Below are 12,078 nucleotides of genomic sequence, written 5' to 3'. Positions count from 1 at the left end.
ATCCCAGGCAAGCTCACAGTCAGGATTGGCGGTGTAGTCTCCCGAATGGAGATGGCGGGCCGCGCAAGCGCGGTGCTGGCGCCATCGAGTCTCAGTCGTCATCGGAGTCGACATCGTGAAGAAGATTGCATCCATGGTTACCAGCCTGCTAATCCTGATGGGCACACCGGCCCTCGCGGGCACCAGCGCCCAGGTGGAATATGGCACAGTGCAAGAGAGCCGCATCCTGACCCAGGAGGCGACGCCTCAGCAGGGTGGAGCACGGCCACTGCGCACCATAGGAGCCGCCGCTCTGGGGGCTGCCGTCGGCAGCCAGTTTGGCGGTGGATCGGGCCAGACAGTCGCGACCACTGTGGGGGCCGTGGCGGGGGCCGAGGCCTCCCGTCGCCGCCAGGGCAACCAGCAGAGCGTGCAGGGCAAGCAGACGGTCGAGCTGTTGATCAAGACCGAGGCGGGAACACTGCTCAACGTGAAGCAGGATCAGGATCCCGCGCTCACGTTCAACAAGGGGGACAAGGTTCGCATCCTGACGACGGGAACGGATACCCGGGTCGACAAGTCCGTCTAGGGGCACAGCCTGGTGGCGGTATGATGCCAGGGCGAGCCCCCTTGCCGCGGCCGGATTGTACGATGTTTCATCAAGGGTTTCCTCGGCTCGCAAAAATGCGGTTCCGTGCTGGACGGCGAGATCGCCTTGGCTAAGATAACCGTCTTAACGTCTTGTTTGGCAAGGGAGTATGAAATGGAGATAGTACTAGGCCCATTAGAGGCTCGCGTGATCGGCTGTCTGATAGAGAAAGAGATCTGCACGCCGGATCAGTACCCTCTCTCTCTCAATGCACTGGTCAATGCCTGCAACCAGAAGAGCAATCGCGAACCCGTGCTCGAGCTCGCCGAGCTGGATATCCGCGCCGTCATCGACGAGCTGATCCGCCGCCGCCTGGTGGTCAACACCGCCGGCTTCAATGCCCGGGTGCCCCGCTATCAGCACCGTTTCTGCAACACCGAGTTTGGTGAACTGAAGTTCAGCGCCCAGGAGCTCGGCATTATCTGCGAGCTCCTGCTGCGGGGCCCCCAGACCCCGGGTGAGCTGCGCTCGCGCACCAACCGGCTGTGCAGCTTCGACGATGTGACCGAGGTGGATGCGGTGCTGGCCGCGCTGGTCGAGCGGGGACCCTATGTGGTCAAGTTGCCCCGGGAGCCGGGCAAGCGGGAATCCCGCTATGCCCACCTGTTTGGTGGCGAAATCGATCTGGACGCCCTGGCCGAGGCTGCTCCCGCCAGCAGCTATGCCTCTCCTGCCGCCGATCGCCTGAGCCAGCTGGAAGAGGAAGTTGAGCGCCTCAAGTCGCAGTTGCAGGCCCTGGAAGCCCGTCTGGCGCACCTGGAAAGCTGAATCCGGCGAGTTTGCTTACCCCATCAAGAGGCGCTGCGGCGCCTTTTTTCATGCCCTGCTGGCCGCCCGCAGAAGAGGGTCTGCCCGGCCCCTGTCCCCGCTTTTATGAGCCTGACCGCTTTTTTTGTACTAATTCGCGGTTAAGGGTCGAGCCGCCGCCGCTTTCCCGTTAAAATTCCGCCTTTGCACCTGCCCGCGAGTTCTGATGTCAGCCTTCACCCTCTCTTCGGATTGCCATGCCCTGCTCAGCGAGCTGCAACTGCAGCGCGCCGCCAGTACCCGTTATTTGCAAGACACGCTGTATGCGCAGCGCTCGCCCGGGCAGGCGCTGACGGACCGGCTTAACCAGTTGCAGCAGCAAGGGCTGATACGGCTGCGCACCGAGCAGCAGTGGAGTCTGACTGCGGAGGGCACCCTGACCCTGATCCTGGCGGTGCGATCAGGGGCCTGCCCCATGCCGGACTGGACACGGGTCCCCTCGGTCACCGGTCAGGAGATGGTACAAGGGGTGGTGCGCGAACTCTGCCTGGGGGAGGCGGGGCAGATCCCCGCCTACTACCAGAGCGCGGATCTCTTGAGCCTGCTCGACCAGCCCGATGCCCACCGCCTGCTGCCTGGCTCAAGCCCTGCCTGGCAACAGCTGATACTGGAACATTTCGCCCTGCAGACCCTGCTCGATGCCGAGCCTGAGGCGCGCTGGCCGCTGGCGCCCGTGACCAGGGCCTGCGTCCCCGCGCTGGCAAGCCACCTCGAGGCGCTGGCCAGCGAGTGGGCCTGGCTCTGCGGCCCGCTGGCTGGCGAGGTGACCACTCACTGGCCAGCTCTGCAACAGTTGGCCGAGCAGAGTGATGAACAACCTCTGGCGGAGCGGCTGCTTGCCGCGTTGGGGCAGGCGCCGGCGGCGCACGAGCCCTGGCCCAGGATGTTCAGCACCCTGCTTTGGCTTGGCTGGCTGCAGCAGGCCGATCCCGTGCTCGCCAGCGAGCAACGCAAGAAGTGGCAGCGCAGCCTTGGCAACCATTTCCCCCTGCTTTCGGATCTGCTGGGACAGTGGGCCGGTGATCGTCACGGTCAGGCGATAGGCCTGTTCGATACCCTGCAACTGCCGCTGGAGGAGCTCCACTGGGGCTACCTCTGGCTGGATCTCTGCGCCCTCGCACGCCACGGCGAGCAGAGCCCCCAGGTGGCCATACTGCACAAGTGGGATCTCTCCCACGTGCTGGAGGCCGAGCCCCGTCATCGCCTGATGGCTTTCTGTCAGGATCTGCTGCGCCTCTTGCTGGGAGAGGGGGCCGAGCGTCCCCCGTTGCAGCAACTGCGTGCCGCTCCGGCTCTCGATGCGATCAGCGACGCCGAGGATGAGGACAAGACCCCCGCCTCGGCCAGCTGGCTCAACTGGTTGCAGGGGCTGGGGCGCTCCAGCGGCGTGCGCAAGGCGCAGGAGCGGCTGGTGTGGCTGCTTCATGCGGAAGGGCCTGAGCTCGAGTGCAAGATCCAGAAGCAGAGCACCAAGGGGGAGTGGACCGCCGGGCGCCGGGTCGATCCTGCCCTGCTCTCCACCCAGTATGCCGCCCTGCTCGACGAGGCGGACTGGACGCTGGTGCGCACCCTGCCACGGGGCATGAGCAAGCTGCCGCGGGACGCCTGGGCTCCCCTGGCCAGCCATCCTCGCCTGTTCAACGCCAAGGGGCAGAAGCTGCAACTGGCCATCAGCGCCCCCTTGCTGCAGGTGGTCGCCACCGAGCATGGCATGAGCGCAGTCCTGAGCCCGGCCGCTGCGGCGCGAGGGGCGCACATAGTGCCCCTGGCCCAGGATCTGTGGCAGCTCATCCTGACCCCGCAGGCCCTGCTGGACAGACTCCCTGCGCTGGAATCCATCCCGCTGCTGCCGGCGGACGGGCTCGCCGAGCTGCAACGTACCCTGGACGCCATTCCCGAGCAGCCCTGGCACAGCCAGGTCGAGGGACTCAGTGGCAATGCCGAGCTGACCCCCTGGCCCGGAGTGCCTTCGGTCCAGCTGGACTGGCAGGATGGTCAGCTGGTGGTCCAGCTGGTGACCCGGGAGGGGGAGTTGCCGCCGTTACCGCTCGGCAAGGGGGAGGCCATAGTGCGCCAGGGGGTCAGAGACTATCACTACTGGCAACGGGATCTGGCCGCCGAGAAGGCCGAGGCCCAGTTGCTGCGCAACCAGTTGCCCATCGGCCTGCCGGGCAACGAATGGAAGCTGGATGGTGAGCAGGCACTGACCCTGGTCAATGCGCTGCCCGAGCTGGTGGACGCCGGAGTGGTCGTTCACTGGCATCAGGACAGCGCCCGTCTCAAGAGCCTCGACGAGGCGGCCCTGAGCCTGCGCATCGAGCGTCGCCAGGACTGGTTCCAGGTGGAGGGCGCGCTGGCGCTGGACGAGCACCAGATCCTCGATTTACGCCTCATCCTGCGCCAGCTGACTCCGGGTCAGCGCATCGTTCAGCTCGACGAGAAGACCAGTCTGATGCTGAGCGACAAGCTGGTGGAGCGGCTCACCATGCTGGGGGCCATGCTGGATACCGAGCAGCGCATCAACAACAAGCTGGCCTACCCTCTGGCCCGCTTGCTGTCGGCGGTGACCACGGCCGGGGATGATGCCTGGCACTCCCTGCAACAGGAGTGGCAGCAGGAGGTGGAGTGTGCCCCCGAGCTCTTGACGGCGCTGCGGGACTATCAGAAGGAGGGGGTGCGCTGGATGGCGACCCTGGCCCACCATGGCTTCGGTGCCTGTCTCGCCGATGACATGGGCCTTGGCAAGACGCTGCAGGCGCTCATGGTGCTGCGCATGCGCCAGCACCTCGGCCCCGCCCTGGTGGTGGTGCCCAAGTCCGTGGTCACCAACTGGCAGGAGGAGGTGACGCGGTTCGCCCCCGAGCTGGAAGTGGTGGTGTTCGAGAATCCTGCGGAGCGGGAGACCCTGATCCAGGAGGCCAGGGCGGGCCAGATCATCCTGGTCAACTACGGCATGCTCGGCAGCCTGGCCCAGTCCCTGAAGTCCCGCCGCTGGGCGAGCATGGTGCTGGACGAGGCGCAGCAGATCAAGAATGCCGGCACCCAGCGGGCCAAGCTGCTGTTCCAGCTCGAGGGGGATTTTCGCCTGGCCCTCTCCGGCACCCCCATCGAGAACCACCTGGGGGAGCTGTGGAGCCTGTTCACCTTCATCAACCCGGGCCTGCTCGGCAGCCTCGGCGAGTTCAAGCGCCGCTTCGGCAAGGCGGTGAAGGATCCCCAGCACATGGCGCTGTTGCGGGCGGTGATCAGCCCCTTCATCCTGCGACGCCTCAAGCAGCAGGTGCTGACCGAGCTGCCGGACAAGACCGAGATCATCCACCACATCAGCCTCTCCCCCGAGGAGCGTCAGCTCTATGAGGCGACCCGGCGCGAGGTGGTGCAGCAGGTGCAAAGCGCCGATGGTCGTGCCCTGATGCACGTGCTGAGCGGCCTGACCCGCCTGCGGCGGCTCTGCTGCTCCCCCAAGCTGGTGATGCCGGAGTGGTCCCAGACCAGCAGCAAGCTGGACGAGGCCATGGCGCTGCTGGACGAAGCCATCGATGGCGGGCACCGGGTGCTGGTGTTCAGCCAGTTCGTCGATCTGCTGAGCCTGTTGCGAGCCCGCATCGAGCTCAAAAAATGGGACTACTGCTACCTGGACGGGGGCTGCTCCGCCAAGTCCCGCCAGGAGTCCATACTGCGTTTTCGTCATGAACCGGTTCCCCTGTTCCTCATCAGCCTCAAGGCGGGGGGCACAGGCCTCAACCTGACCCAGGCCGATACCGTGTTGCACCTGGATCCCTGGTGGAACCCGGCGGTGGAGGATCAGGCGAGCGATCGGGCCCATCGCATGGGGCAGACCCAGCCGGTGACCGTCTATCGACTGGTGTGTGAGCAGACGGTGGAAGAGAAGATAGTGGCGCTGCACGACGAGAAGCGGGCCCTGGCCGATGGCCTCTTGAGCGGCCAGTCCGAGGTGCGCGGCCTGGATGTGGAGAGCTTGCGCGCCCTGCTGATGAGCTAGGAGCTGTGCTGGTTGCCTGTGTGCGAGAGGGGGATGGTCCTGGTGGCCATCCCCCTCTCTGTTTCAGGGACTCATGGCTCTGGCCAGGAGGCGCTAGCCCTGATAACGGTAGAGGTGCAGCCGCTCTATGATGGCTTCGCCGCCAATCTTGCGATCCCGCCGCGCCTGGCGCAGCTTGGGCGGATAGTGGCCCAGATGGGTGACGGCGGGTTGGGTATCCGAGCAAAGCAGCAGGGGCAGGCTCGCCTTGAGCTGCTGCTTGCGCGGCGCCCTGTCCTGCCAGAGCAGGTTGATCATGGGATGGGTCTTGACCGGCCGGCGGATCCGCAGCTGCACATCCGCAGGTAGGCGGCGGATGTCATACACCTCCTGATCCACCATCTTGCTCCACTCCTCGTTGCTGGAGAGTGCCGGCACATAGCGGCGGCTGCGCTCCAGCATTTCCAGCACCTGCTCGCGGCTGAGGCGGCTGATGCTCTGCTTGTCGGCCCAGGTGAAGCCGAGGGAATGCAGCTCTCCGGTGAGCAGAGTGAGCTTGCGATAGACCTGCAGGGTGATGACCCCGGGTAGAGCGCCGTGCACCAGTTCGAACTTCTCGTCCCGCCCGCCGGCGGTCTGCACCAGGGCCTTGAAGGCGAGCTTGTGGCCGTTGATCTCGTCGAGCAGCGGCTGCAACAGGGAGGCGCAGGCGGCGGGGAAGCGCAACCAGCCAGGCAGCCGGTGAGTCGCCTTGGTGGAGCAGCCGGGGCGGGCGCTGTGATCCTGATAGGCGGTCAGGGTGGCGGCCAGCGCCTCCTCCCCCGAGAGATAGCCCACTTCGATGGCCTCGATGGGATCGTGCTCTTCCCCTTGCGGCACGGCGGGCAGGAGATAGACATGGGCCTCCAGCAACTCGAGCTGGCCGAGCTGTCTGGCGAGACGGGCAAGGGCGTCTTCCAGTTCGTCCATCTGTTGACGCAGGGCGGCGGTGGGGGTAAAGGTGTCCATCGGCATATCCTGTCTGTTCCCCCAATTCGTCGCCCTAAAGTGACGATCAGGGGGCATGATTAAAGTACTGTATAAATAACCATACCAGTATGACGGGAAGGCGCCAAGTGCCGCCTTTCAAGCGCCGTCCGGAGGCGGCAGCCCTGGTCGCCTTCCGAGGGTTGCCTGTCTGTATCATCCTGTTAAATAACGATCTTTAAGTGATCTAATGATTAACAATTGGCGCCTGGGCCGAGGTAGCCACGCCCTGCCTGGCACTCGGGCTCTGCATAGCTAACGTGGGAAACTGCATACTTAGAAGCAGATGATGCAGGAGAAAATGCTGTTGGGCAGAGGGAGGGAATGTCTGGTTAATATTTTACATATAAATCAACGCTTTGTGTTTCACCCCATGGCGAGATTAGCCATTACTTTTACTAATCCCATGTATCAAAATTCGTCAATTGAGGCACCTCCTCGCCCTGACTAAGCTTTGCGCATCAAATCCGAGCCTTGCGCAGAACTAGAGAGAGGAGCCATATCATGGCCAACATGACTTATACCGAAGCCGGTTACCAGGATTCCAGCGAATCGAATCTGGTTGCTCGCGTCAAGATGACCGTCCTGACCTGGCTGGAACGCAGCCGCAGTCGTCGCCAGCTCTCCGAGCTGCCCGCCTACCTGCTCAAGGACATCGGTCTGAACGAAGCCGACCGCTATCAAGAGACCACCAAGCCGTTCTGGCGTGGTTGATCAGCCGGGCATGGATGCCTCGTTTTCTTGCTGATCTGAACTACTCTGCCTGATGCTCTTCGCCCCCAGACGGGCCTGATTTTTCCCCTGTTGCCGCTTCCTGTTTTCCCCCTTGTCTGTTTTTCCTTCTGTTTGCCCCCTGCGGCATGATTTGTCATCATCCCTCGCCAACTTTGTATCCTTACTGTTTGAATTTGTTTAAAAATTGATTTTAAGCCCGGCTGCCTTGCGTATAATCCGGCCATAGCATTCCAGACAAGAGGGTGAGATGGATGATTCCCCAGCATGACTTTTTGGCTCTGACCCGCCGCCACGAGTGGCAGCTCGATCCTTTTGCCTTCGACCTGGCCAACGGCACCCGGGTGAGTGTGTGGGACACTGGTGTACTCTGCCTGGAGCCCACAGGGACGTCGCCTGGCGGGCGCAAGGACATAGTGCTCTCCTGCGGCATTCATGGTAACGAAACCGCCCCCATCGAGATCTGCAACCAGTTGCTGACCCGGCTGCTCAGCGGGGAGATCCAGGCCTGCCACCGGGTGCTGTTCCTCTTTGGCAACCCCGCCGCCATGAACCAGGGTGTGCGAGAGGTGGAAGAGAACATGAACCGGCTCTTCTCGGGCGCTCACAGCAAGGGGGAGGGGCTGTGCAACAGGGAGCGCATTCGCGCCATGCGTCTGGAGCAGTATGTGAGCCGCTTCTTTGCCGACCCCGCCAGGCCCCGTTATCACTACGATCTGCACACCGCCATTCGCGGCTCCCGCCACGAGAAGTTTGCCGTCTATCCCTTCCCCCACGAGCGGCCACACTGCAAGGAGCAGGTGCAGTTCCTCGGGGCTTGCGGGGTGCGCACCATTTTGCTCTCGAGCGGTCCTACCACTACCTTCAGCTATTACAGCTCGCACCAGCATGGCGCCCATGCCTTCACGGTGGAGCTCGGCAAGGTGCGCCCCTTTGGCGAGAACGACATGACCCGCTTCATCGAAGTGCGTCAGGCGTTGCAGGAGCTGGTGACCCGGGATGAGGTGATGCTAGAGCCCTGGCGGGCGGATGACTTCACTATTTTTGCCATCGATAGGGTGATCAACAAGCAAACGGCCGAGTTTCGTTTCCTGTTTGCCAGCGACGTGGACAATTTCACCGAATTTCCCCAGGGGTTTGTGCTGGCGGAAGACGGAGATCGGCAATACAGGGTAGAGAAACCGCGGGAAGCGGTGGTCTTCCCCAACGCCAACGTGGCCATCGGCCAGCGGACCATGCTGCTGGTGGTGCCGACCCGTTTGTGGGAGTGATCTGAGCCCATTTCTTCACGCCAATCCAGCGCCCTTGGCGGCGTGCCAAATACGGGCGTGATCCCGAACCCGCTCCGACAGGGAGCCCGAAAGGGCTCCCTTCTTCGTTTCTGCTCGCCGAAAATCTCATCTTCTTTCTGAAATTAAAGAAGTTTCTACTGGTCTTACCTGACTGAATCTCGTTGCCCTTTGCTTAACATATTATTTACATTCTAAGGGTCACCTCATGGTGGTGACGCTGACAACGGCAAGGAGCCAGTTATGACCCATGTCGACATCCCCTTCCTTCGTTACCTCGATGAGGAGGGGCGCCCGGTCGCGACACTACCGACCTGGCTGGACAAGGCGATGCTGCATACCTTCTACCGCAACATGGTGATGGTGCGCAGTTACGACAAGAAAGCGATAGCACTGCAGCGAACCGGCAAACTCGGCACCTTTCCCTCCCATCTGGGGGCAGAGGCGGTGGGGATTGGGGTCGGTCTCGCCATGCGGCCGGAGGATGTCTATGTGCCCTACTACCGGGACATGCCCACCCTCTATGTGCGGGGCGTGCCCATGGAGCAGAACCTGCAATATTGGGGCGGAGATGAAAGGGGCAGTGTCTTCTACAAGGCCGATGGCGAGTTGTCGGAAGACTTGCCCATCTGCGTTCCCATCGCCACCCAGATCACTCATGCCGCTGGCATAGCGGCCGCCTTCAAGCTGCGCAACCAGCCCAGGGTCGCCGTGGTGACCATAGGCGATGGCGGCACCTCCAAGGGGGATTTTCTCGAAGGGCTCAACTGCGCCGGTGTCTGGCACCTGCCCATGGTGATGATCATCAACAACAACCAGTGGGCCATCTCGGTGCCACGCAAGCTGCAGTCGAGCGCGCCTACCCTGGCCCAGAAAGGCATAGGGGCCGGAGTGCGCAGCCTGCAGGTCGATGGCAACGACGTGGTGGCCGTCTATGAGGCGACCCGCGCCGCCATCGAGCGGGCCCGCAGCGGCAAGGGGCCTACCCTGATCGAGGCGGTGAGCTATCGGCTGGGGGATCACACCACGGCCGATGATGCGACCCGCTATCGGGATGCGGCCGAAGTGGAAGCTGCCTGGGCCAAGGAACCGGTCAAGCGGCTGCGCCAGTTCATGTTTGAGCAGGGCTGGTGGGACGAGCAGCAGGAGCAGGCATTGCTGGCCGAGGCGGCCCGCGAGGTCGAACGCGCGGTGGCCGTTTATGAAGGCACAACGGCGCAGGCGCCGGAAACCCTGCTCGATTATCAGTTTGCCGAGCTGCCGAGGGAGTATCGTGCCCAGCGTCAGCGCATCATCGCCAAGGGCATGCAGCAGCGCGGCGGGGAGACACACCATGAGTGACATGACACTGCTCGAAGCGGTCAATCTGGCATTGCACCATGAGATGGAGCACGACCCCAATGTGGTGGTGTTGGGTGAAGATGTGGGAGTCAACGGTGGGGTGTTTCGCGCCACCGTGGGCCTGCGGGACAAGTTCGGCTTCAAGCGGGTGATCGACACGCCGCTGGCAGAGGGACTGATCGCCGGGGTGGCGGTCGGCATGGCGACCCAGGGGCTCAAACCCGTTGCCGAATTCCAGTTCCAGGGCTTCATCTTCCCCGGCATGGAGCAGATCATCTGCCAGGCGGCGCGCATGCGAAACCGCACCCGCGGCCGGCTCTCCTGCCCCATCGTCTACCGCTCCCCCTACGGTGCCGGTATTCATTCGCCCGAGCACCACAGCGAGAGTGTGGAGGCGCTGTTTGCCCATATTCCGGGCCTGCGGGTGGTCATCCCCTCCAGCCCGAGGCGGGCATATGGCCTGTTGCTGTCGGCCATTCGCGACCCGGATCCCGTGATGTTCTTCGAGCCGGACCGCATCTATCGCTCCATGAAGTCGGACGTGGTGGATGACGGCGTTGGCCTGCCGCTGGATGTGTGTTTCACCCTGCGACCCGGACGGGATCTCACCGTGGTCGCGTGGGGGGCCTGCATCCAGGAGGTGATGCGAGCCGCCGCCTTGCTGGCGGAACAGGATATCCAATGCGAGGTGCTGGATCTTGCCACCATCAAGCCGCTGGACATGGAAAGCATCCTGGCCTCGGTGCGCAAGACAGGGCGTCTGCTGGTGGTGCACGAGGCGTGCGGCAGCTTCGGGGTCGGTGCCGAAATCGTGGCACGGGTCACCGAGGAGGCGTTGACCTCCCTCAAGGCGCCGCCAAAGCGCCTCACTGGGGTGGATGCCGCCGTCCCCTACTACCGCAACGAGGAGTATTACCTCATCACCGAGCAGGATATCGCGGATGCGGCTCACCAACTGATGGAGAACAAGTGGCTATGACGTCTCTCAACTGTTGGCGCCCAGGCGCCCGAGCAAGGAAGAGCCATGAAGTCGGTCAATCTTTGGTGATGTCCCCGCGGATGGAGAACTGGTCATGAAATTTTTCAAATTACCGGATCTGGGTGAAGGATTGGCCGAGGCCGAGATCGTCGAATGGAAGGTCAGCGCCGGCGACACCGTGAGTGTCGATCAGGTGCTGCTGTCGGTGGAAACTGCCAAGGCGCTGGTGGATGTGCCCTCGCCGGTGGCGGGGGTGATCGCCAGGTTGTGTGGTGCCGAGGGGGATATTCTTCACATCGGTGCCCCCCTGGTTGAGTTCGAAGGCGGCGAGGATGACGGCACCGTGGTGGGCAAGGTCAGCGCCCATCAGCACCACATCGAGGATCACTTCGTGGTGGGTGCCATGGCGCCCGGTGGCACCCTGGTGCAGGCCATGCCGGCGGTGCGTCTGCTGGCGCAAAAGCTGGGGCTGGACATCGACAGGCTCAAGGGTACCGGCAGTGCTGGCATGGTGACCGAGCAGGACGTGCAGAGCGCCTTCGAAGCGCTGCAAAGCAGCGGCAACGAATTTCTCAAGGGGTCGCGCCGAGCCATGGCAAAGGCGATGGAGCACTCTCATCAGACGGTGGTGCCAGTCAGCATTACCGACGAGGTGGACTTGCGCCACTGGCGGGTAGACGAGGACGTAACTGTGCGCCTCATCAAGGCCATCGGGGTTGCCTGCCGTGCCGAACCCTCCATGAATGCCTGGTTTGACGGGGATACTCTGTCGAGGCGATTGTTCAGGGAAGTCAATGTGGCCATCGCCGTCGACTCCAAACACGGGCTCTATGTGCCGGTCATGGAGAACGTGGCCGAGCGGGAGAGGGCGGACATTCGGCACGGACTGGATAGGATGATCGCCGATGTGAAGGCGCGCGCCGTGCCGCGGGAGATGTTGCAGGGGGCGACCATCACCCTGACCAACTTCGGTGCCATCGCAGGCCGTTATGCCAGCCCTATCGTCACGCCACCCCAGGTGGCCATCATAGGGGCGGGCAAGCTGTTCGAGAAGGTGGTCTTCATCCATGGGGAAGCGCGGCCGGTCCGGGCACTGCCCTTGTCGATGACATTTGACCACAGAGCCTGTACCGGCGGGGAGGCTGCGCGCTTCCTCAAAGCCCTGGTTCAGGCACTGGAAGCGGCGGAGGCGTAAGCGATTGCACCCTGCTCCTGGCGGGGTGCAAATTTGGTTGCGTAATCGACAAAGGCACGTATAATCTAAACCAGCTTGAAAGGGCGTTAGTTATGTCAA

General features: G+C 63.1%; 9 protein-coding genes. 8 read left to right on the top strand and 1 reads right to left on the bottom strand.

The window, feature by feature from the left end:
* The first annotated feature begins 115 nt into the window (after window positions 1–115).
* From ACB030_RS05750 to ACB030_RS05740, 3 genes are all read left to right on the top strand, one after another.
* Entirely contained in the window at window positions 116–568 is a 453-nt protein-coding gene (locus ACB030_RS05750) for a glycine zipper 2TM domain-containing protein (protein WP_323980737.1), read from the top strand.
* A gap of 174 nt (window positions 569–742) precedes the next feature.
* Window positions 743–1,396: a YceH family protein gene (locus ACB030_RS05745; RefSeq protein ID WP_371158568.1), complete on the top strand. Its 654-nt coding sequence runs from the start codon at window positions 743–745 to the stop codon at window positions 1,394–1,396.
* Between the two features lie 205 nt (window positions 1,397–1,601).
* Complete coding sequence (locus tag ACB030_RS05740) at window positions 1,602–5,438, top strand: DEAD/DEAH box helicase (RefSeq protein ID WP_371158567.1); 3,837 nt, start codon at window positions 1,602–1,604, stop codon at window positions 5,436–5,438.
* 93 nt (window positions 5,439–5,531) lie between these two features.
* On the opposite strand, the gene ACB030_RS05735 is transcribed toward ACB030_RS05740, so the two are convergent.
* Window positions 5,532–6,425, bottom strand: coding sequence for a DNA replication terminus site-binding protein (locus ACB030_RS05735; RefSeq protein ID WP_371158566.1), 894 nt, complete (start codon window positions 6,423–6,425; stop codon window positions 5,532–5,534).
* Window positions 6,426–6,947: 522 nt separating this feature from the next.
* On the opposite strand from ACB030_RS05735, the gene ACB030_RS05730 reads away from it, so the two are divergent.
* From ACB030_RS05730 to ACB030_RS05710, 5 genes are all read left to right on the top strand, one after another.
* Complete coding sequence (locus tag ACB030_RS05730) at window positions 6,948–7,157, top strand: DUF1127 domain-containing protein (RefSeq protein WP_005331430.1); 210 nt, start codon at window positions 6,948–6,950, stop codon at window positions 7,155–7,157.
* 272 nt (window positions 7,158–7,429) lie between these two features.
* Window positions 7,430–8,446 (top strand): succinylglutamate desuccinylase, encoded by a 1,017-nt coding sequence (gene astE, locus ACB030_RS05725; protein ID WP_103244600.1) that lies wholly within the window; start codon window positions 7,430–7,432, stop codon window positions 8,444–8,446.
* Between the two features lie 261 nt (window positions 8,447–8,707).
* Complete coding sequence (gene pdhA, locus ACB030_RS05720; protein ID WP_268434169.1) at window positions 8,708–9,805, top strand: pyruvate dehydrogenase (acetyl-transferring) E1 component subunit alpha; 1,098 nt, start codon at window positions 8,708–8,710, stop codon at window positions 9,803–9,805.
* Window positions 9,798–10,784: an alpha-ketoacid dehydrogenase subunit beta gene (locus tag ACB030_RS05715; RefSeq protein WP_371158565.1), complete on the top strand. Its 987-nt coding sequence runs from the start codon at window positions 9,798–9,800 to the stop codon at window positions 10,782–10,784. The genes pdhA and ACB030_RS05715 overlap by 8 nt, the downstream gene beginning before the upstream one ends.
* 94 nt (window positions 10,785–10,878) lie before the next feature.
* Window positions 10,879–11,979: a dihydrolipoamide acetyltransferase family protein gene (locus tag ACB030_RS05710; RefSeq protein WP_226172228.1), complete on the top strand. Its 1,101-nt coding sequence runs from the start codon at window positions 10,879–10,881 to the stop codon at window positions 11,977–11,979.
* The last annotated feature ends 99 nt before the right edge of the window (window positions 11,980–12,078 follow it).

Origin of the sequence: Aeromonas sp. S16(2024), from assembly GCF_041403065.1 — a bacterium.
In the GTDB taxonomy this organism is placed as follows: domain Bacteria; phylum Pseudomonadota; class Gammaproteobacteria; order Enterobacterales; family Aeromonadaceae; genus Aeromonas.
The sequence above is the reverse complement of the archived record's forward strand: the minus strand, read 5'-3'. Positions and strand labels throughout refer to the sequence as shown.

Coding starts and splice junctions, on each gene's coding strand:
- ACB030_RS05715 (WP_371158565.1), top strand. CDS start 9,798: ATGAGTGACATGACACTGCTCGAAGCGGTCAATCTGGCATTGCACCAT.
- ACB030_RS05710 (WP_226172228.1), top strand. CDS start 10,879: ATGAAATTTTTCAAATTACCGGATCTGGGTGAAGGATTGGCCGAGGCC.
- pdhA (WP_268434169.1), top strand. CDS start 8,708: ATGACCCATGTCGACATCCCCTTCCTTCGTTACCTCGATGAGGAGGGG.
- astE (WP_103244600.1), top strand. CDS start 7,430: ATGATTCCCCAGCATGACTTTTTGGCTCTGACCCGCCGCCACGAGTGG.
- ACB030_RS05730 (WP_005331430.1), top strand. CDS start 6,948: ATGGCCAACATGACTTATACCGAAGCCGGTTACCAGGATTCCAGCGAA.
- ACB030_RS05745 (WP_371158568.1), top strand. CDS start 743: ATGGAGATAGTACTAGGCCCATTAGAGGCTCGCGTGATCGGCTGTCTG.
- ACB030_RS05740 (WP_371158567.1), top strand. CDS start 1,602: ATGTCAGCCTTCACCCTCTCTTCGGATTGCCATGCCCTGCTCAGCGAG.
- ACB030_RS05735 (WP_371158566.1), bottom strand. CDS start 6,425: ATGGACACCTTTACCCCCACCGCCGCCCTGCGTCAACAGATGGACGAA.